The 20,380-nt window shown below is 51.5% G+C and carries 15 protein-coding genes, 2 tRNA genes and 2 other RNA genes; 9 read left to right on the forward strand and 10 right to left on the reverse strand.

Translation table 11 applies throughout. The features are described from left to right. Positions 1 to 150: 150 nt before the first annotated feature. Positions 151 to 768, reverse strand: coding sequence for a thymidine kinase (tdk, locus tag ACHHZ7_RS11140; protein ID WP_008784954.1), 618 nt, complete (start codon positions 766 to 768; stop codon positions 151 to 153). A 610-nt stretch (positions 769 to 1,378) separates the two neighbouring features. On the opposite strand from tdk, the gene hns reads away from it, so the two are divergent. After that, on the forward strand, positions 1,379 to 1,792 hold the full coding sequence (gene hns / locus ACHHZ7_RS11145; RefSeq protein ID WP_003020723.1) for a histone-like nucleoid-structuring protein H-NS: 414 nt from the start codon (positions 1,379 to 1,381) through the stop codon (positions 1,790 to 1,792). A gap of 136 nt (positions 1,793 to 1,928) precedes the next feature. Here the strand turns inward: hns and galU are convergent, their stop codons facing one another. The 3 genes from galU to rssA all read right to left on the reverse strand — a co-directional run bounded on the left by galU (position 1,929) and on the right by rssA (position 5,057). Further along, positions 1,929 to 2,837 (reverse strand): UTP--glucose-1-phosphate uridylyltransferase GalU, encoded by a 909-nt coding sequence (gene galU, locus ACHHZ7_RS11150; RefSeq protein WP_003020727.1) that lies wholly within the window; start codon positions 2,835 to 2,837, stop codon positions 1,929 to 1,931. Between the two features lie 204 nt (positions 2,838 to 3,041). Next, on the reverse strand, positions 3,042 to 4,055 hold the full coding sequence (gene rssB / locus ACHHZ7_RS11155) for a two-component system response regulator RssB (RefSeq protein WP_032943688.1): 1,014 nt from the start codon (positions 4,053 to 4,055) through the stop codon (positions 3,042 to 3,044). A 90-nt stretch (positions 4,056 to 4,145) separates the two neighbouring features. Further along, positions 4,146 to 5,057: a patatin-like phospholipase RssA gene (gene rssA / locus ACHHZ7_RS11160; protein WP_008784956.1), complete on the reverse strand. Its 912-nt coding sequence runs from the start codon at positions 5,055 to 5,057 to the stop codon at positions 4,146 to 4,148. A gap of 111 nt (positions 5,058 to 5,168) precedes the next feature. Here rssA and ACHHZ7_RS11165 point away from each other — a divergent pair, with 111 nt between their 5' ends. The 6 genes from ACHHZ7_RS11165 to ACHHZ7_RS11190 all read left to right on the forward strand — a co-directional run bounded on the left by ACHHZ7_RS11165 (position 5,169) and on the right by ACHHZ7_RS11190 (position 7,233). Further along, the gene (locus ACHHZ7_RS11165; protein ID WP_008784957.1) at positions 5,169 to 5,624 is read left to right on the forward strand and encodes a YchJ family protein; all 456 of its coding nucleotides are present in this window, start codon (positions 5,169 to 5,171) and stop codon (positions 5,622 to 5,624) included. Positions 5,625 to 5,679: 55 nt separating this feature from the next. Then, positions 5,680 to 6,522 carry a formyltetrahydrofolate deformylase gene (purU, locus tag ACHHZ7_RS11170; protein WP_060682119.1) on the forward strand — a complete coding sequence of 281 codons (843 nt, stop codon included), beginning with the start codon at positions 5,680 to 5,682 and terminating at the stop codon, positions 6,520 to 6,522. Between the two features lie 156 nt (positions 6,523 to 6,678). Then, positions 6,679 to 6,763, forward strand: a tRNA-Tyr gene (locus ACHHZ7_RS11175). 44 nt (positions 6,764 to 6,807) lie between these two features. Next, positions 6,808 to 6,939: non-coding RNA, RtT sRNA (locus tag ACHHZ7_RS11180), on the forward strand. Positions 6,940 to 6,973: 34 nt separating this feature from the next. Then, positions 6,974 to 7,058, forward strand: a tRNA-Tyr gene (locus ACHHZ7_RS11185). Positions 7,059 to 7,102: 44 nt separating this feature from the next. Beyond that, a non-coding RNA gene (locus ACHHZ7_RS11190) (RtT sRNA) lies at positions 7,103 to 7,233 on the forward strand. A 505-nt stretch (positions 7,234 to 7,738) separates the two neighbouring features. Here ACHHZ7_RS11190 and narI read toward each other — a convergent pair. The 5 genes from narI to ACHHZ7_RS11215 form a co-directional block, all read right to left on the reverse strand. Further along, positions 7,739 to 8,416, reverse strand: a complete 678-nt coding sequence (gene narI / locus ACHHZ7_RS11195; RefSeq protein WP_003833386.1) for a respiratory nitrate reductase subunit gamma — start codon at positions 8,414 to 8,416, stop codon at positions 7,739 to 7,741. Beyond that, positions 8,416 to 9,126 (reverse strand): nitrate reductase molybdenum cofactor assembly chaperone, encoded by a 711-nt coding sequence (gene narJ, locus ACHHZ7_RS11200; protein WP_008784959.1) that lies wholly within the window; start codon positions 9,124 to 9,126, stop codon positions 8,416 to 8,418. Before narJ ends, narI begins: the two co-directional genes overlap by 1 nt. After that, on the reverse strand, positions 9,123 to 10,661 hold the full coding sequence (gene narH, locus ACHHZ7_RS11205) for a nitrate reductase subunit beta (protein ID WP_003833388.1): 1,539 nt from the start codon (positions 10,659 to 10,661) through the stop codon (positions 9,123 to 9,125). Before narH ends, narJ begins: the two co-directional genes overlap by 4 nt. Continuing rightward, on the reverse strand, positions 10,658 to 14,401 hold the full coding sequence (locus tag ACHHZ7_RS11210; protein WP_008784960.1) for a nitrate reductase subunit alpha: 3,744 nt from the start codon (positions 14,399 to 14,401) through the stop codon (positions 10,658 to 10,660). The genes narH and ACHHZ7_RS11210 overlap by 4 nt, the downstream gene beginning before the upstream one ends. 395 nt (positions 14,402 to 14,796) lie before the next feature. Next, entirely contained in the window at positions 14,797 to 16,188 is a 1,392-nt protein-coding gene (locus ACHHZ7_RS11215) for a NarK family nitrate/nitrite MFS transporter (protein WP_003833390.1), read from the reverse strand. 340 nt (positions 16,189 to 16,528) lie between these two features. On the opposite strand from ACHHZ7_RS11215, the gene narX reads away from it, so the two are divergent. Together narX and narL are read left to right on the forward strand one after the other, a co-directional pair. Continuing rightward, on the forward strand, positions 16,529 to 18,325 hold the full coding sequence (gene narX / locus ACHHZ7_RS11220; RefSeq protein WP_060682118.1) for a nitrate/nitrite two-component system sensor histidine kinase NarX: 1,797 nt from the start codon (positions 16,529 to 16,531) through the stop codon (positions 18,323 to 18,325). Then, on the forward strand, positions 18,318 to 18,968 hold the full coding sequence (gene narL, locus ACHHZ7_RS11225) for a two-component system response regulator NarL (RefSeq protein WP_003833392.1): 651 nt from the start codon (positions 18,318 to 18,320) through the stop codon (positions 18,966 to 18,968). The genes narX and narL overlap by 8 nt, the downstream gene beginning before the upstream one ends. Before the next feature lie 21 nt (positions 18,969 to 18,989). Here narL and ACHHZ7_RS11230 read toward each other — a convergent pair whose 3' ends face one another. Continuing rightward, the gene (locus ACHHZ7_RS11230; protein WP_060683719.1) at positions 18,990 to 20,375 is read right to left on the reverse strand and encodes a YchO/YchP family invasin; all 1,386 of its coding nucleotides are present in this window, start codon (positions 20,373 to 20,375) and stop codon (positions 18,990 to 18,992) included. Positions 20,376 to 20,380: the final 5 nt, after the last annotated feature.

Genomic DNA, 20,380 nt, shown 5'->3' on the forward strand with positions numbered 1-20,380 from the left:
ACAATTTAACCATGTGAATAGAATGGCAGTGTAAGAGATGTATTCAGGAAGATGTGAGACCAGCCGTCAGAAAAGAGTCTGACAGGGTAGAGAACATTGACGAAGGTTCCGGCCTACCCTGTGTTTATAAGCGCTCAGAAGAGTACAGGGTTAATCGTGGCTGTGTCGTTCTTGTATCGCTGTCAGAGAGCCCTCAGACTGCGCTTGTTTGTAGTGTTTACGACATACCGACACATAGCGTTCATTCCCGCCGATAACCACCTGCTCGCCCTCGTTATAAGGTCTTCCAGCCTGATCAAGGCGTAATACCATGCTGGCCTTACGGCCACAGAAACAAATGGTCTTTAATTCAACCAGTTTATCTGACCAGGCAAGCAGGTATTCGCTGCCACCAAATAACTCACCACGAAAATCAGTGCGTAAGCCGTAACACAAAACAGGAATATCCAGTTGATCGACAACTTCAGATAATTCATAAACCTGTTGTCGGGTCAGAAACTGAGACTCATCGACCAGTACACAGTGAATTCTTTGCTGCGCATTCTCGGCGCGAATCTCTTCGAACAATGATGAATTTTGGTTAAACAATTTTGCAGGTGACGACAGACCTATACGTGAACTTACTTTTCCAGCACCAAAACGGTCATCAATTTCCGCTGTATATACAACGGCACGCATCCCACGTTCCTGATAATTGTACGAAGATTGCAACAATGCAGTCGACTTACCTGCGTTCATTGCAGAATAGTAAAAATATAGTTGTGCCATTGACCGAAGGCCCTCACCAGGGGAAATAAATATGGGCTGGATTGTATCATATTTCACGAACATGTCGGTGTAGCGTTGGCCACAAAGGCGTATAAATGAGCGGGCAAGCTGGCACAGTGCCGCCTGAATTTAAGTAACGGATAGTGAGAGAGCATACAACCATCGACCAAACAGCCTGAACTCGGACGCGTATATACACACTCTTTCACAAATAGTGCTCATGAAATTTATCAATGTCACTTATCATCATACGGCAATAAAGAAACCCTTCCCATATTGTTATTGAATCTACCCACTGTCGCCGTGTATTAGCGAATTCACGTAAGCAAAACTAATACAAAAGGTTGAAATCACTGCAAAGAGATACTATTTGTACACCATAAAATGTGACCTGAATCTTGAATTTTTACTCTCAGCCGCTGAGAAGCCCCCTCGTCAATAAGCCTTTTTTATGCCCAACATCATGGGGAATTTAAGACAGGAGAATTAATTCTGATACTAAATAAAGCGCAATTTTGAATTCCTTACATTCCTGGCTATTGCACAACTGAATTTATCGCTCTATTATTAGCTCAACAAACCACCCCAATATAAGTTTGAGATTACTACAATGAGCGAAGCACTTAAAATTCTGAACAACATCCGTACTCTTCGTGCGCAGGCAAGAGAATGCACTCTGGAAACGCTTGAAGAAATGCTGGAAAAATTAGAAGTTGTAGTTAGCGAGCGTCGCGAAGAAGAAAGCGCTGCTGCTGCTGAAGTTGAAGAACGTACTCGTAAACTGCAACAATATCGTGAAATGCTGATCGCTGACGGCATTGATCCGAACGAATTGCTGAATAGCATGGCTGCTGTTAAATCTGGCACCAAAGCTAAACGCGCTGCACGTCCGGCTAAATATAGCTATGTTGACGAAAACGGTGAAACTAAAACCTGGACTGGCCAGGGCCGTACACCGGCAGTGATCAAAAAAGCGATGGAAGAACAAGGTAAACAACTGGACGATTTCCTGATCAAGGAATAATTCAGAAATAGTTTGCTTAAAATCCCGCCACTGGCGGGATTTTTTTTACCGGTACTTCGCTCAACCCTACCCGGATTAGGTATAAAAAAACGGCGCTGTTAATACAGCGCCGTTCTGACCAGATAATACCAGAAGGTTACTTCTTAATACCCATCTCGTCTTCCAGCCAGGCTTTAAATTCGGCGCCGAGAGTATTATGGCGAATACCATATTCAACGAACGCCTGCATATAGCCCAGTTTATTACCACAGTCATGGCTTTTGCCCTTCATGTGATAAGCTTCAACCGTCTCTTTTTCAATCAGCATATCGATAGCATCTGTCAGCTGAATTTCATCACCCGCTCCCGGAGGGGTTTTAGCCAGCAGAGGCCAGATATCGGCACTAAGAACGTAACGACCCACAACGGCCAGATTAGAAGGCGCAACATCAGCTTTTGGTTTTTCAACCACGCCAACCATCGGGACGCTTTCGCCCGGGGATAATTCAACGCCTTTACAATCCACAACACCATAAGCCGTAACATCTTCTACCGGTTCAACCATAATCTGGCTGCTACCTGTTTCATCAAAACGATGAATCATTTCGGCAAGGTTGTCGCGGGATAAATCAGATTCGTATTCGTCAAGAATTACGTCCGGCAGGATTACAGCTACCGGTTCATCGCCAACCACAGGGTGCGCGCACAATACCGCGTGGCCCAGACCTTTAGCCAGCCCCTGACGCACCTGCATAATAGTCACATGTGGCGGGCAAATAGATTGCACTTCTTCCAGCAGCTGGCGTTTTACACGTTTTTCCAGCATCGCTTCAAGTTCAAAGCTGGTATCAAAGTGGTTTTCAATGGAATTTTTAGACGAGTGAGTTACAAGTACAATTTCAGTGATGCCCGCAGCAATACATTCGTTTACGACGTACTGAATTAATGGCTTATCAACCAACGGTAGCATCTCTTTCGGGATTGCTTTCGTAGCCGGTAACATCCTGGTTCCTAATCCCGCAACCGGGATAACGGCTTTTTTGACTTTTGAATTAAGGGCAGCCATTTAAAACTCTCCTGGACTGTTCATGTATTGAACGTGTTCATCATTCTGTATCGCATCCGAGTATATCAGTACAGCGACAAGCTTCTGGTCTGAAAAGGACGCGCGTCGGTATAATTAAGATAAATACGAATAAATCTGGCGTTGATAGTAGCACTCGCAACATGGGGAGGGTGAACCAATTTCATTTGCACGCCTCTCAATTGTTCATTCCGCAGACAACATCAAGCGCAGGCGACCTCCCGCCCCCCAAATTTGGCATTGCCATGACTCACAATGTTGGCTCAGCTGATTAAGATACGTATTACCTAAGGTACCCAGCGGAACGCCATTGCTGATTTGCACTTGGTGGGAACCTGTATTTAATGTCGCATTCAGCCCTGCCGATACCAGAATCAGATTTTTTAATCCGCTGTGGTAATACCCCACCAGCAAGGGAAACTGCCCTGGTAAATTGGCTTGCCGCAACAAATGATTTACCTGTTTCAATAACGTACCCAACTCCGGCAACCGTTGATTTTGTTGTGTCAGTTGCTCCTGCAGTAAACCATTAAATAGCGCCCGCAGTAATAATGCAGCCAGCACGCCATTATCCCCTGCACGCGTCACATCAAGGCAATAGAATGCAAGGTCATGATCCGACAGCGGCGCAATATCCAGCACTAGCCCCGGTTGGTCGGCTGCCACCAATTGTCGATAGTTAATGCGACAGTGCGAAATCACTTGCGACACTGGAGGCTGTAATTCTTTTAGCAGCTTCGCGGCGGCGGCAGGATCGTCCACCATCGCATCCCAGTCGCGAAATAGCCGCTCTTCTTCTTCCACGCGTGAATTAAACATGTTGGGATAAAGACATGCAAAGACGGTTTCTCGCAAGCGATTAAGGTCTTTCACCGGCTTCAACAGGACGTCATCCACACCGAGTCGTAGCGCTTTGGCTATGTCGGACATGTTTTCCGTCGCAGAAATCACCAGTATCGGGGTCTGATCGCCACGATTACGTAAATACTCAACCAGTTTGAGACCGTTCATTCTTGGCATAGCCAGGTCGCAGATCATCAGGTCGGGTTTAAAATGCCCAAGCAAGTCCAGTGCTTCAAGTCCGTCACCAGCTACCGCCGTTGTCGCTCCCAAAGAGGAAAACCATGAGTCCATGAGTGAGCGAAATACCGGCTCATCCTCAACGATAAGAATCTGTTTTCCGACCAATGGCTGCGTCATATTCTCCCCCCTGACTGGCTTTAATAAATAGTGGCATGCTATTGCCACTCACGCCTGTCAGAATTAGCTTAAGTGTTGATAAAAAATGCGTTAGACGTTGGTTTTCACCAGGGGTAGAAGCTCATCCATTTTCTTCTCGACCGCTAACTGCCCGGCAGCAATTGCCGCACTGGCGCGGTGAAAATCCAGCGTGGATATTTGTGGACAAAACGGCTGAATCAGAATGTCTGGAGGGTCACCGGCCATGCGGTTACGTTTCAGTCGGTTTTCCAGAACCTGAATAGACGTCGTCATAATCTCCATCGCCGTGGGTGCAGTTACTGCACGCCTGGCCGTAATGTTGCTCAAGCGTTCTTTCAGACGGGCATGCCATGAGAGTTCGTCAGCATCATCACCCGATTCGGCATCGCTATTGACGTTGAAGGAGAGTAAATCTTGTTGCATGAGATGCGCATCGTGTTGCAGGTCGACCGCTATAACAATATCGGCCCCCAACGCGCGAGTCAGGGAGACAGGGACAGGATTCACCACCGCACCATCGACCAGCCAGTAACCATTGTGCGCCACAGGTGACATCAGGCCAGGAATACTGCAGGAGGCCCGAACAGCCAGATGTAAATCACCTTCGGTGAACCAAAGTTCCCGACCCGTACTCAGATTGGTGGCCACTGTTGCGAAACGGCGAGTACATTGCTCAATTGCTTCTACCGGCATCACATTACGGTACTGATTGAATACCCGTTCACCGCGCAGTAAACCTCCCCTGCGCCACGAGAGATCCATCAACCGTAAAACATCCCAATAGCTGAAAGAACAGACCCACTTTTCGAGAGCAGGCAGCTTATTGCAGGCGTAGGCAGCGCCAACCAACGAACCGATGGAGCACCCTGCCACGATATCAACATCAATGCCCATATGCTTAAGGGCTTTAATAACGCCAATATGCGACCAACCTCGCGCCGCGCCGGAACCTAGCGCCAGCCCAATTTTTATTTTTCTCATTATACGTACAAACTTCCCCTGGCTTGCAGACGTAGCAACATCGCTACCGCTCAGTTAACATAGTGCCACTCTGGCGTTTTTACGCCGTTTTTATATTCCAGGGAGTACTTTGTGTCTCAGCTTTGTCCCTGTGGTAGCGCTGTCGAGTATAGCCTATGTTGCTACCGTTATGTGTCCGGCGCGCAAGTAGCACCTACGCCGTCACACCTCATGCGTTCTCGTTACTGTGCTTTTGTGATGAAAGACGCAGATTACCTTATCAGAACCTGGCATCCGGATTGCCATGCGGCCGAGTTTCGCGACGACATTATCGCAGGATTTACTCATACCGAATGGCTTGGACTGACCGTTTTTGAACAAGAGACGGCAGACACAGAAAATATCGGCTACGTCAGTTTTGTCGCACGGTTTTCTGAACAAGGTAAAACAGGTGCAATTATCGAGCGCTCTCGTTTTTTAAAAGAAAACGGTCAGTGGTACTATATAGACGGTACACGCCCTCAAATTGGACGAAACGATACCTGCCCTTGTGGCTCAGGTAAAAAATTTAAAAAGTGCTGCGGCTAATCAACGCCCGACAGTATCAATTTTGCAAACATTCTCAACAGGATCACCGCTGCAAATGCATTCATTACAACGAAAAGTGCTGCGTACTATTTGCCCGGACCAAAAAGGTCTGATCGCGCGCATTACGAATATCTGTTACAAGCATGAACTGAACATCGTGCAGAACAATGAGTTTGTGGACCACCGTACCGGACGCTTTTTTATGCGCACCGAACTGGAGGGCATTTTTAACGACGTCACGCTTCTTGCCGATCTGGACAGCGCCTTACCTGAAGGCTCGATTCGTGAATTAACCCCAGCAGGCCGCCGCCGCATCGTCATTTTGGTCACCAAGGAAGCGCATTGCCTGGGCGATTTATTAATGAAGGCCAATTATGGCGGGCTGGATGTTGAAATCGCCGCGGTGATCGGCAATCACGAGACCTTGCGTCCTCTGGTTGAACGGTTTGATATTCCGTTTGAGCTGATGAGCCATGAAGGTTTAACACGTGACGAACATGATGAGAAAATGGCTGATGCTATCGACGCCCACCAGCCGGACTATGTCGTGCTGGCTAAATACATGCGCGTTCTGACCCCGACATTTGTTTCACGCTTCCCGAATAAGATTATCAATATTCACCATTCATTCCTGCCAGCATTCATTGGTGCTCGTCCGTACCATCAAGCTTATGAACGCGGCGTGAAGATCATCGGTGCGACGGCCCACTACGTGAATGATAACCTCGATGAAGGCCCAATCATTATGCAGGACGTGATCCATGTTGATCACACCTACACCGCCGAAGATATGATGCGCGCGGGTCGCGACGTTGAAAAAAATGTATTAAGCCGTGCGCTGTATCAGGTTCTGGCTCAACGCGTCTTTGTTTACGGTAACCGAACGATTATTCTGTAATCGATTGATAAGTTAATTGGTTACCTTTACATCTTTACGTGTAAAAATCAGGCAACCAGTTCTTTTTTATCAACGGAATGCTTTACAGGGGCGCATCATTTGATATGATGCGCCCCGCTTCCAACGGAAGCAGGCCAGTAATTAGCATTACCCCGTGGTGGGGTTCCCGAGCGGCCAAAGGGAGCAGACTGTAAATCTGCCGTCATCGACTTCGAAGGTTCGAATCCTTCCCCCACCACCATTATTTACTACAGCGATGTAGTTATCCCGGTGAGTAATGCAGAAGTTTGCACTTGTCGGGGAAGAGTGAGAGCCTTCGATTAAGGTTCGACTCGAGCGAAAGCGAGAGAACGTTGCCAACGGCAACGACCCGAAGGGTGAGGAGCGAAGCGACGAATAATCCTTCCCCCACCACTATCTTATAGCACTGCCTACAATTTGAATTACCCCTGGTGGGGTTCCCGAGCGGCCAAAGGGAGCAGACTGTAAATCTGCCGTCATCGACTTCGAAGGTTCGAATCCTTCCCCCACCACCATCACTTCATGAAGCACCAACAGCAAATCAATCTCTAATGCCCCATATTCTGCCCATGCGGGAAGGATGAGAAGCTTCGACTAAGGTTCGATTCGAGCGTAGCGAGAAAGCGTTGCCACAGGCAACGACCCGAAGGGCGAAGCGCGTAGCGCTGAGTAATCCTTCCCCCACCACCATCACTTCATAAAGCAACACACTCAATTCCTCAGCAATGCCTTTTATTTGCCTGATGCGCTATGCTTATCAGGCCTACTAACTCGACATGTGCCCGTAATTTGTCTGATGTGCTACGCTTATCAGGCCTACGAACTCGACACGTGCCCGCAATTTGTCTGCTGCGCTGCGCTTATCAGGCCTACGAACTCGTCACGTGCCCGCAATTTGCCTGATGCGCTGCGCTTATCAGGCCTACGAACTCGTCACGTGCCCGCAATTTGCCTGATGCGCTGCGCTTATCAGGCCTACGAACTCGATACGTGCCCGCTATTCGTCTGATGCGCTGCACTTATCAGGCCTACGAACTCGATACGTGCCCGCTATTTGTCTGATGCGCTGCGCTTATCAGGCCTACAGCGCTCGCTGATACCTTCGTAGGCCGGATAAGGCGCTTGCGCCGCCATCCGGCAAACAGGCATAAAAAAACCCCGCCGAAGCAGGGTTTTGTCATTCTCAAATATACGATTAGTGACGCGCGCGAACAATCTGGTATTTGCGTGTCAGATATTCGACCGGGACGCTCCAGATGTGTACCAGACGAGAGAATGGGAACAACAGGAACAGCGTCATACCCAGCACCAGGTGCATACGGAAAATGAACGCAACACCATCGAGATACTGAGACGCTCCGCCCTGGAAGGTCACCACTGTCTGCGCCCAGTTCACCAGCTTCATCATCTCGCTACCGTCCATATGCTGGGCGGAAAACGGAATGGTCAGCAGGCCCAGCGCACACTGGATCACCAGCAGTGAGAGGATCAGAATATCCGCTCCAGTGGTGGTGGCCCGCACGCGTGGGCTGAACAGACGACGTTTCAGCAGCAGTACGCCACCAATCAGACACATCAGGCCACTGGCACCGCCCGCAAACATTGCCATCTTTTGTTTCACTTCAAGCGGTAGCCAGGCTTCATACATCCAGTGCGGCGTCAACATGCCAAGGAAGTGCCCAGCAAAGATTCCCAGGATCCCGATGTGAAACAGGTTTGACGCCAGGTTCATCCCTTTGCGATCCAGCATCTGACTGGAAGCCGCACGCCATGTATATTGCCCATAGTCATAACGCAGCCAGCTGCCGATCAGAAAGACAGAACCCGCGATGTACGGATAGATGTCAAAGAAGAACGTATTCAGGAAGTGCATTATTGCTGTCCTCCGGTGGTGATATTCAGATACTGCGGCGCAACGGCCCCGGCAAAACGACGCTGGTGAGCGGAGATTTCCGACTCGCCACACCCCTGATCGGCGAAGAATTTCACCTGCTCTTCTTCCCAGACCGCATCCAGCGCTTGTGGAGTATCGTCACGGGCTTCATCCGCAATTTTTTCAGCCACTTTATCGCTGTCGATAACGGTATTCGCCAGTTTTAACAGCAAATCGAACAGCACCGCATAACGGCTTTCACGCTGTTGCAAACGAGCGCTAAGCAGCGCCAGAATCGGCGCAATATCCTGTAAGCCACCTAGCGCTTCGCTTTTCGGCAGTTGCGCAAGGTATTCCAGATACAGCGGCAGATGATCGGGAAGTTCGCGGCTGTCGAGCTGTAAACCGTGCTGCTCATACTGTGCCATCAGGTCAACCATAGCCTGACCGCGATCGCGGGATTCACCGTGAACATGTTCAAACAGCAGCAGCGATGTCGCGCGGCCACGGTCAAACAGTTCGCTGTAGGCGGCCTGCACATCCAGCATGTCCTGCGCGGTTAGATCGCGCAGGAAAACGCCCAGAGTCTGGGCATCCTCTTTATCCAGGTTCTCAGATGACGCGAGTGCATCGAAAAGTTCCTGCTGATGCTGCCACAAGGCAGCATCCGGGTACTCGAGCAGACGCGAAACAATGACGAGTTCAATCATTGGTGCGGCTCCGTTTTGCTGGTCACATCGACAGCGTCGATGCGGCGGCTGTTGAACAGATTGAATTTAGTATCAGAACCGTGGCAACCGTCGCCGAAGGTAAAGCCACAACCGCTTTTCTCCGGGAACGCGTCACGTGCCAGTTCACGATGGCTGCTCGGTACCACGAAACGATCTTCGTAGTTCGCGATTGCCAGGTAACGATACATTTCCTGAGCCTGTGCTTCGCTTAAGCCCACCTCTTCCAGCGCACGGGTATCAACTTTGCCGTCAACAGTTTCCGCACGTTTGTAGTGACGCATCGCCAGCATACGTTTCAGCGCCAACAGTACCGGCTGGGTGTCACCTGCAGTCAGCAGGTTCGCCAGGTACTGAACCGGAATACGCAGGCTGTCAACATCCGGCAGAATACCGTTGCTGCCCAGCTCGCCCGCATCAGCAGCTGACTGAATCGGTGACAATGGCGGCACATACCAGACCATCGGCAGTGTGCGGTATTCCGGATGCAGCGGCAGCGCCAGCTTCCAGTCCATCGCCATTTTGTAAACCGGAGACTGCTGTGCGGCATCAATGACGCTCAGCGGAATACCATCTTTCAGCGCCTGTTCAATAACAGCCGGATCGTTCGGATCGAGGAACACGTCCAGCTGACGCTGGTACAGATCTTTCTCGTGCTCGGTGCTTGCTGCACTTTCGATCGCATCTGCGTCATACAGCAGTACGCCGAGGTAACGGATACGACCTACACAGGTTTCGGAGCAAACGGTCGGCTGACCAGCTTCGATACGCGGGTAGCAGAAAATGCACTTCTCAGATTTCCCGCTCTTCCAGTTGAAGTAGATCTTCTTGTACGGGCAGCCGGTGATACACATACGCCAGCCGCGGCACTTGTCCTGGTCGATCAGCACGATGCCATCTTCTTCACGCTTGTAGATAGCGCCGCTCGGACAGGTCGCCACACACGCCGGATTAAGGCAGTGCTCACACAGACGCGGCAGGTACATCATGAAGGTGTTTTCGAACTGACCGTACATCGCCTTCTGCATGTTTTCGAAGTTCTGATCTTTGGCGCGTTTTTCGAACTCGCCGCCCAGAATTTCTTCCCAGTTCGGACCGCTGGTGATTTTATCCATTCGCTGACCGGTGATCAGCGAGCGCGGACGAGCAATCGGCTGCGCTTTGCTGTCTGCCGGGGCGTTATGCAACGTCTGGTAGTCAAAATCAAACGGCTCGTAGTAATCATCCATGCCCGGCAGATGCGGGTTAGCAAATATTTTACCCAACAGCAGCGCTTTGTTACCCATGCGCGGCTGCAGTTTGCCGTTGATTTTTCGGATCCAACCGCCCTTCCATTTTTCCTGGTTTTCCCAGTCGTTCGGGAAGCCAACGCCAGGCTTACTTTCGACGTTGTTGAACCAGGCGTACTCCATACCTTCACGGCTGGTCCAGACGTTTTTACAGGTCACTGAACAGGTGTGGCAGCCGATGCACTTATCGAGATTCAGCACCATGCCGACTTGTGAACGAATTTTCATTTTACGCTCTCCTGTACCTGGTCATTGCCTTCGCCATCCAACCAGTTAATGTTCTTCATCTTACGTACAACTACGAACTCATCACGGTTTGAACCGACGGTGCCGTAGTAGTTAAAGCCGTAGGCCAACTGCGCATAGCCGCCGATCATATGGGTCGGTTTCGGTGTAATACGGGTCACCGAGTTGTGGATCCCACCGCGCTGCTGGGTGATTTCTGAACCCGGCAGGTTAACGATACGTTCCTGCGCGTGGTACATCATGGTCATCCCGGCCGGTACACGCTGGCTGACAACTGCACGTGCCGTCAGCGCACCGTTACTGTTGAAGACTTCGATCCAGTCGTTATCTTCGATTCCCAGATCCTTCGCATCGACTTCGCTCATCCACACAATCGGGCCACCGCGTGACAGCGTCAGCATCAGCAAGTTGTCGCTGTAAGTGGAGTGGATACCCCATTTCTGGTGCGGCGTCAGGAAGTTGAGCGCTTTTTCCGGGTTACCGTTAGATTTCTCGCCGATCACCGCTTTCACCGAACGGGTGTCGATTGGCGGACGGTAAACCAGCAGGCTTTCACCAAAGTCACGCATCCACTGATGATCCTGATACAACTGCTGGCGACCAGACAGCGTACGCCATGGGATCAGCTCGTGAACGTTGGTATAGCCGGCGTTATAAGACACGTGTTCATCTTCCAGTCCTGACCAGGTCGGGCTGGAGATAATTTTGCGCGGCTGCGCCTGAATATCGCGGAAGCGAATTTTTTCGTCTTCTTTATTCAGCGCCAGATGCGTATGGTCACGACCGGTAAATTCACTCAGCGCAGCCCAGGCTTTAACGGCTACCTGACCATTAGTTTCCGGCGCCAGCGTCAGGATCATCTCGGCTGCATCAATTGCGGTATTAAGCCAAGGCTGGCCTTTTGCCGGACCTTCAGCCTTGGTGTAATTGAGCTTACGCAGCAGATCCATTTCGCTCTGGGTATTCCAGGCAATCCCTTTACCGCCGTTACCGATTTTTTCCATCAGCGGGCCGATGGAGGTGAAACGCTCGTAGGTTGCCGGATAATCACGCTCAACGGTCATGATGTGCGGTGCGGTAACACCAGGAATCAGGTCACATTCACCTTTTTTCCAGTCCTTCACGTCCAGCGGTTGTGCCAGTTCTGCGGCAGAGTCGTGCTGAATTGGCAGCGTAACGACGTCGGTTTCTTTACCGAGATGACCCACGCAAACTTCAGAGAATTTCTTGGCGATGGCTTTGTAGATTTCCCAGTCGCTCTTCGATTCCCAGGCCGGGTCAACGGCCGCAGACAGAGGATGAATAAACGGATGCATGTCCGAGGTATTCATATCGTCTTTTTCATACCAGGTTGCGGTCGGCAACACGATGTCGGAATACAGACAGGTGCTCGACAGACGGAAGTCCAGCGTGACAACCAGATCCAGTTTGCCGTCCAGGCCGTTATCCTGCCATTCCACTTCTTCAGGCTTCACGCCGCTCTGCTGGCCGAGATCTTTGCCCTGAATGCCATGTTCAGTACCCAGCAGATACTTGAGCATGTACTCGTGGCCTTTACCGGAAGAACCGAGCAGGTTAGAACGCCAGATAAACAGGTTGCGCGGATGGTTTTTACCGTTTTCCGGCTGCTCTGCCGCAAAGCGAATAGAACCTTCTTTCAGGGATTTAACGGTGTAATCCACCGGCGTCATACCTGCTTTCTGCGCTTCTTCGGCGATACGCAGTGGGTTAGTCCCTAACTGCGGCGCAGATGGCAACCAGCCCATACGTTCAGCGCGAACGTTAAAATCAATCAAATGACCGCTGTAGCGGGATTTGTCTGCCATCGGGGAAAGCAGTTCCTGCGCAGTAACCGTCTCATAGCGCCATTGGCTGGAGTGGTTATAGAAGTAGGAAGTGCTGTTCATATGACGAGGCGGACGCTGCCAGTCAAGAGCAAACGCCAGCGGCTGCCAGCCGGTTTGCGGACGCAGTTTTTCCTGGCCGACGTAGTGGGCCCAACCGCCGCCGCTCTGACCGATACAACCGCAGAACACCAGCATATTGATCAGGCCACGATAGTTCATATCGAGGTGGTACCAGTGGTTCAGGCCCGCACCGACGATGATCATCGAACGACCGTGTGTTTTATCGGCGTTATCCGCAAATTCACGGGCAATGCGCACGATCTGAGAACGTGATACGCCAGTGATTTTTTCTGCCCATGCCGGCGTGTACGCTTTCACGTCATCGTAGCTGGTCGCGCAGTTTTCGTCGTTCAGACCACGTTCCAGGCCATAGTTAGCCATGGTCAGGTCGTAAACGGTGGTCACCAGCGCGGTAGAGCCATCGGCCAACTGCAGGCGTTTAACCGGCAGTTTGTGCAGCAGAATATTTTCCAGCTCTACTTTACTGAAGTGCTCGGTACCTTCGCCGCCAAAGTACGGGAAGCCCACTTCAGCGATATCGTCCTGGCTACCCAGCAGGCTGAGCTGCAGTTCGGTTTCATCACCGGACGTTCCGTCGCGTTGCTCAAGGTTCCATTTGCCCTTTTCGCCCCAACGGAAACCAATTGAACCGTTTGGCGCAACCATTTCGCCGTTGCTGTTGATAGCGACAGTTTTCCATTCTGGGTTATTTTCCTGGCCCAGAGAGTCGACCAGATCCGCCGCACGCAGCATACGACCAGCAGCATAGTAACCGTCACGCTCTTCGAGCATCACCAGCATTGGCATGTCAGTATAACGACGAACGTAGTCGGTGAAGTACTGGCTCGGGTTATCGAGGTGGAACTCGCGCAGCATGACATGGCCCATCGCCATTGCCATCGCAGCATCGGTTCCCTGCTTCGGTGCCAGCCACAGGTCGCAAAGTTTGGCGATTTCTGCGTAGTCCGGGGTAATCGCTACCGTTTTGGTGCCTTTATAGCGAACTTCAGTAAAGAAGTGTGCATCCGGAGTACGGGTCTGCGGTACGTTAGAGCCCCATGCAAGAATGTAGCTGGAGTTATACCAGTCGGCAGATTCCGGTACGTCGGTTTGCTCGCCCCAGGTTTGCGGGGAAGCCGGCGGTAGGTCACAGTACCAGTCGTAGAAGCTCAGGCAGGTACCGCCAATCAGCGACATATAGCGTGCACCGGAAGCATAAGAAACCATCGACATCGCCGGGATCGGAGAGAAGCCTGCAACGCGGTCAGGGCCATAGGTTTTGATGGTGTAAACGTTAGATGCAGCAATCAGTTCATTCACTTCCTGCCAGGAAGAACGAACAAACCCACCACGACCACGCGCTTGTTTGAAGCTTTTTGCTTTGTCGGCGTCTTCGATGATGGATGCCCATGCGTCTACCGGATCGCTGTGCAGTCTTTTTGCTTCACGCCACATCTTCATCAGACGTTTGCGCATCAGCGGGTATTTCAGACGGTTAGCGCTGTAGAGATACCAGGAATAGCTTGCACCACGTGGGCAGCCGCGAGGCTCGTGGTTAGGCATATCTGGACGCGTGCGTGGGTAGTCAGTTTGCTGGGTCTCCCAGGTCACCAGACCATTTTTCACATAGATTTTCCAGCTGCATGAGCCCGTGCAGTTTACCCCGTGGGTTGAACGCACGATTTTGTCATGCTGCCAACGCTGGCGGTATCCGTCCTCCCAGTCCCTGTTGGTATTGAGAAGCTGGCCATGCCCATCGGCAAAGGTTTCGCCCTTCTGCTTGAAGTAGCGAAACCGGTCCAGGAATTTACTCATCGGTTTTCTCCTGTAGGAGCCTGACGGCTCTCTGATAAATCGACATTGCTTGATTGAGAGCGAAGGTAACGCTCTGAAAGGGCGTGAGAATTGATAACGATCAAGGCATGCAGGGATGAAAAATGAAGGTTGGTTTTTACATACCCCCAAAGTGGGATATTGTTTTTTAACGTAATATTCTGAATTTAAAGGATTTTAAATAATTCACTTATCATACAAATGTTAAATTCTTTATAAGTGGGTATTAAGGGGTATCCCCCCTGCCAGGCATATTACCAGCACCGTTTTCGCAGACTTTCGTCATGAGCTCACATATAAGTATGTTGTAACTAATTTAGAGCAAAAAAAAGCGCGGTCTAACACCGCGCAATGGATAATCAACTGCTACTACTTTTTTACTTTTTAGAATGACGTCCGTATACCGCCCAGGTGATGACCACACAAGCGACATAGAAGATCAGAAAGACTTTCATCGCATCGACCGGCGAACCAGTTAACGCCAGAGACGTACCAAATGCTTTCGGGATAAAGAAGCCGCCAATCGCACCAATGGCTGAGATAAAGCCCAACGCTGCCGCGGTGTCGGTTGCTGCTTCGCGCATTGCTTTCTCTTCTGAACCACCTTCAGCTTTCACTCTGTCCATCGTCAGCTTGCGGAAGATAACGGAGATCATCTGGAAGGTTGAACCACTCCCCAGACCAGCCGTCAGGAACAATGCCAGGAACACCGCGAAGAAGGCGATAAAGTTGCCGCCAACGCCGTTTGATGGCAACGTCAGGAACAGTAAGGCACTGAAAATAGCCATCAGCACAAAGTTCACCAGCGTTACACGGGTTCCGCCCAGACGGTCAGAGATTGCGCCACCCGCTGAACGAGCCAGCGCGCCAATCAACGGTCCAAAGAAGGCGTAATGCAGGATCTGTACCTCAGGAAACTGCGTTTTTGACAACATGGCAAAACCGGCAGAGAAACCGATGAATGAACCGAAGGTTGCCAGATACAGCAGGCTCATAATCCACAGATGCCCACGTTTCAGCACCGGCAATTGCTCTTTCAGCGACGCTTTTGAGGTTGCCAGTTCATTCATACCAAACCATGCAGCCAGCGTTAACACCGCAAGGAACGGTACCCAAATCCATGCGGCGTTTGCCAGATACAGCTGCGTACCATCAGGTTGTTCAACCCCGTGGCTACCAAATGCGGCAAAGATTGACAGTGAAACCACCAGCGGCGCAACCAACTGCATCACGCTGACGCCCATGTTGCCCAGGCCACCGTTCAGACCCAGCGCACCACCCTGTTTCTGTTTTGGAAAGAAGAAACTGATGTTTGCCATGCTGGACGCAAAGTTCGCACCGGCGAAACCGCACAACAGAGAGATAATAATAAAGGTACTAAACGGCGTGGAGGTATCCTGCACCGCAAAACCTAACCATACGCAAGGAATGATCAGGATACCGGTGCTAAACGCTGTCCAGCGACGTCCACCAAACAGGGGAACCATAAAGGAGTACGGTACACGCAGCAGCGCGCCGGACACCGAAGGTAATGCCGTCAGCATGAACAGCTGTTCAGTGGTGAAATCAAATCCGACTTTCGGTAAGTTCACCGCCACGGCGCTAAATAACATCCACACGCAAAACGCCAGCAGCAAGCAAGGGACGGAAATCCACAGGTTACGGCTGGCGATTCGTTGACCACGCTGCTGCCAGAAGGCGGGATCTTCCGGCCGCCATTCGGTAATTACAGCTCCAGATGCCCTTTCCGGGGCAGATGAGTGACTCATAGACACCTCTGATACTTGTTTCGATGCCTGCAACATTAGGGTTTACAGCTGGGGGTAAGTTGATATAAATCAAAGGAAAAGGTGTCATTATTCATGCCTAAAATTTATCATTACCCTAAATGAGTACATAACTTCGGTAAAAAAGATGTGGTTTTTCACGCTTCTGTCGCCCCCTACTCCCCCTCGCCCAGGATCTCTCCCTCCACTGGCAATTAAGAGGTAGCCCGTTTGAGGTATGGGTATACTCCAGTGTATCGCCGAGAATAACGCCACTGCCTGCAGCAGAATCGTCATTCAATAAGGTTTTCTGTTCGACGAAAACCCGAAGGAACAAGTCACCATGTTTAAACGTTGTCTCTCCCCGCTTACGCTGGTCAACCAGGTGGCGCTGATTGTTTTATTGTCCACAGCCATCGGCGTGGCGGGTATGGCTGTCTCCGGCTGGCTGGTTCAGGGCGTTCAGGGTAGCGCCCATGCAATCAACAAAGCGGGATCGCTGCGCATGCAGAGTTATCGCCTGCTGGCAGCCGTACCGCTGGACACTAGCGATCAACCGCTTCTGGATGAAATGGAGAAAACGGCATTTAGCCCGGAGTTGACGCGTGCCGCAAAGCGAGACGGACAACAGGCGCAGTTAAAAGCACTACAGGATTACTGGCACACTGAACTGGCGCCGGGGCTTGCGCATGCGCAAACGCCTGATGCGGTAGCGCAGGATGTGACGCGCTTTGTAGGCGGTCTGGATAAGCTGGTTACCGCTTTTGACCATACCACCGAATTACGCATTGAACGCGTCGTCCTGCTGCATCGCCTGATGGCCATATTTATGGCATTGCTGCTGGTTTTCACCATTATCTGGCTGCGCGTGCGCCTGTTAGAGCCGTGGAAGCAGCTGCTGGCGATGGCGCGAGCCGTCAGCCAACGTGATTTTACCCAACGCGCGCGTATCAGCGGGCGTAATGAGATGGCCGCTCTGGGCTCGGCACTGAATAATATGTCGGAAGAACTGGCCGAAAGTTATGCCGTGCTGGAACAGCGGGTGCAGGAAAAAACGGCGGGACTGGAGCACAAAAATCAGATCCTTTCTTTTCTGTGGCAAGCCAACCGCCGCCTGCACTCTCAGGTGCCGTTGTGCGAACGCCTCTCTCCGGTGCTGAACGGTCTGCAAAATTTGACCTTGCTACATGATATTGAACTCCGGGTTTACGACCTGGAAGATGAAGACAATCATCAGGAATTTACCTGTCAGTCCAATGCCAGCTGTGATGAAAAAGGTTGCCATCTGTGTCCTCGCGGAACGCTGCCCGCGATTGACGGCGGGATCACATTGAAATGGCGGCTGACCGATGCGCATACCCAGTATGGTATTCTGCTCGCTACCTTGCCGAACGGACGCCATCTCAGCCACGATCAGCAACAGCTGGTTGATACCCTGGTTGAGCAACTGACCGCAACGCTCGCGCTCGACAGACATCAGGAGCGTCAGCAGCAGTTGATCGTGATGGAAGAGCGTGCCACCATTGCACGCGAACTTCATGATTCTATTGCACAATCGCTCTCTTGTATGAAGATGCAGGTTAGCTGTTTGCAGATGCAGGGCGATGCGCTTTCAGATAACTGTCGCGAGTTGCTCAGCCAGATTCGTAACGAGCTGAATGCTTCATGGGCACAACTGCGTGAGCTGTTAACCACCTTCCGTTTACAGCTCACGGAACCTGGATTACGGCCGGCGCTGGAAGCCAGCTGTCAGGAGTACAGCGCCCGTTTTGGATTTACGGTTAAGCTGGATTATCAGCTACCGCCACGCCTGGTCCCTTCGCATCAGGCGATTCACCTGCTACAAATTGCGCGCGAAGCCCTGAGTAATGCACTTAAACACTCTCAGGCCAATGAAGTGGTCGTGACGGTGGTGCAAAATGGCAAGCAGGTCAAACTAACAGTGCAAGATAACGGCTGCGGCGTACCGGAAAACGCCGAACGCAGTAACCACTACGGCATGATTATAATGCGCGATCGTGCGCAGAGCTTGCGCGGCGATTGCCGCGTACGCCGTCGCGAGACGGGCGGTACTGAAGTTGCTGTCACTTTTATTCCCGAAACAAACTTCACAGAAGTCCAAGGAGATACCCATGAGTAATCTGGAACCGGCAACCATCCTGTTGATCGACGATCATCCGATGCTGCGAACCGGTGTAAAACAGCTTGTCAGCATGGCGCCCGATATTACCGTTGTCGGCGAAGCCAGCAATGGTGAGCAGGGTATCGAGCTGGCTGAATCCCTTGATCCCGATCTGATCCTGCTTGATCTCAACATGCCCGGCATGAACGGTCTGGAAACTCTCGATAAGCTGCGTGAAAAGTCACTGTCGGGCCGTATCGTTGTGTTTAGCGTATCCAATCATGAAGAAGACGTAGTTACCGCACTGAAACGCGGCGCTGACGGTTATCTGCTGAAAGATATGGAGCCTGAAGATTTACTCAAAGCCTTACAACAGTCAGCGGCCGGTGAAATGGTGCTGAGTGAAGCCTTAACGCCGGTTCTCGCCGCCAGCCTGCGTGCTAATCGTGCAACGTCGGACCGTGATGTCACCCAACTGACACCGCGTGAGCGCGACATTCTCAAGCTCATTGCCCAGGGGCTGCCGAACAAGATGATCGCCCGTCGTCTGGACATCACTGAAAGTACGGTAAAAGTCCATGTGAAGCATATGTTGAAGAAAATGAAGCTCAAATCACGCGTCGAAGCCGCGGTATGGGTACATCAGGAACGCATTTTCTGATAACGCGTTGATGCTTCATTGCTAACGAGGATCATTTTCCGAAACGGTAATAAACGGTTCGGTCAGTGATAGCGTGATCTCATTGGAAGAGACACGCTGACCCTGCTCATCTTCTACCACCACAGACAACCGCCAGCGGTTTGCCGCGCCTTCGCTGCTGTCCCACTTCGGCATAATAATCGTCCAGCCTTGCGCGCTTCGGTTATCGCTACCCGCCGTTAAACTCAACGCCTGGGTATCACCCTGCCAGGTCAAATGGCGGATCCCATGCAAACTACGCACCTGCAGCTTCAGCGCCACCGTCTCACCAGACTTGAGATCCCAGGGCGGCGTGGCCAAAAATACCGACAATGTTTTACGCTGGCGATATTCCAGCGTCGGCAGATTGTTACGCTGCGGATCGTCATAACGACTGCCGCGCAGCGATCGGCTGTTTGCCACCTCGCTGACCATCAGCTGTTTTTTTAGCGGTACGCCAAAGCGGTAATTCAGCGTTAAGCCGAGGTTATTCTGGCTGACTCCGCTTTCGCCCTGCTTATGTTGTGCCGTCACGGTAATCAACGGCACCGGCGTATAGCTCAATCCCAGATTCACCGCCACAGGATTGTGGTACCCGGTTCCGGAATGAAACAAATCCACCCGGTCGCCAAAATACTGTTCCACGCTGACGCTGGTATTGAGGTGTTGATAGAACGGCATGCGCATTTGCGCAGTCAGGTCGTAGCCGCGGGCCATCCGTTGTTCCTGGGTTGTGGAACGCTCCTGCCAGGAGGACAACGGTTGGTAATAGTTAGCGGATAAGCGCAAGTATTCGCCCCACGCCTCGGCGCCAAGGCCTCCCCGGGGCAGATTTTCATCCAACAGGTTGTCATAAAAGGTGTTGTAACCCAGAAACCAGCCGTCGCGTACCCAGCGCTGCCCAATCCCCGCATTGCTGACTAAACCTTCGTCTTGTTGCGTCAGCCCCAACTGGCTCCAGGTTAAATATCGTTGATTGTCCTGCCATGGGATAAACCAACTTCCCCGACTTCCGGTAAAGCTGCCTTCGTTATCCACCTGCAATCCAACGCTGGCGTTTCCCCAGGGAGAGAGCCAGGATTCCAGTTGCTGATTAACCTGTTCGCTGACCGTGTCACGCACCTGACCAAACGCGAACTGCCTCGCCTGTTCACCCGTATCAAGCCCGTTATCGGTCATGCTGGCTTCACCAAACGCTTTGACCATTTCGGCAAAGTGCTTTTCGCCTGCCCGCGACTCCGGCGCCATACCGAGATCGGGCAAGCCATCACTATTGTTATCGAAAGGGTTTTCAGCCTGGTGCACAAAAGATGGCTGCGCGCTGGCAATACCGCCTGCCAGCGGCAAGAGTAGGAGAAGAGAAAATCTGCAGCAAACAAAACGGCTCAAATCGT

The organism is Citrobacter freundii complex sp. 2024EL-00216 (genome assembly GCF_043945515.1).
Taxonomy (GTDB): domain Bacteria; phylum Pseudomonadota; class Gammaproteobacteria; order Enterobacterales; family Enterobacteriaceae; genus Citrobacter; species Citrobacter portucalensis.

Coding starts and splice junctions, on each gene's coding strand:
- tdk (WP_008784954.1), bottom strand. CDS start 768: ATGGCACAACTATATTTTTACTATTCTGCAATGAACGCAGGTAAGTCG.
- hns (WP_003020723.1), top strand. CDS start 1,379: ATGAGCGAAGCACTTAAAATTCTGAACAACATCCGTACTCTTCGTGCG.
- galU (WP_003020727.1), bottom strand. CDS start 2,837: ATGGCTGCCCTTAATTCAAAAGTCAAAAAAGCCGTTATCCCGGTTGCG.
- rssB (WP_032943688.1), bottom strand. CDS start 4,055: ATGACGCAGCCATTGGTCGGAAAACAGATTCTTATCGTTGAGGATGAG.
- rssA (WP_008784956.1), bottom strand. CDS start 5,057: ATGAGAAAAATAAAAATTGGGCTGGCGCTAGGTTCCGGCGCGGCGCGA.
- purU (WP_060682119.1), top strand. CDS start 5,680: ATGCATTCATTACAACGAAAAGTGCTGCGTACTATTTGCCCGGACCAA.
- narI (WP_003833386.1), bottom strand. CDS start 8,416: ATGCACTTCCTGAATACGTTCTTCTTTGACATCTATCCGTACATCGCG.
- narJ (WP_008784959.1), bottom strand. CDS start 9,126: ATGATTGAACTCGTCATTGTTTCGCGTCTGCTCGAGTACCCGGATGCT.
- narH (WP_003833388.1), bottom strand. CDS start 10,661: ATGAAAATTCGTTCACAAGTCGGCATGGTGCTGAATCTCGATAAGTGC.
- ACHHZ7_RS11210 (WP_008784960.1), bottom strand. CDS start 14,401: ATGAGTAAATTCCTGGACCGGTTTCGCTACTTCAAGCAGAAGGGCGAA.
- ACHHZ7_RS11215 (WP_003833390.1), bottom strand. CDS start 16,188: ATGAGTCACTCATCTGCCCCGGAAAGGGCATCTGGAGCTGTAATTACC.
- narX (WP_060682118.1), top strand. CDS start 16,529: ATGTTTAAACGTTGTCTCTCCCCGCTTACGCTGGTCAACCAGGTGGCG.
- narL (WP_003833392.1), top strand. CDS start 18,318: ATGAGTAATCTGGAACCGGCAACCATCCTGTTGATCGACGATCATCCG.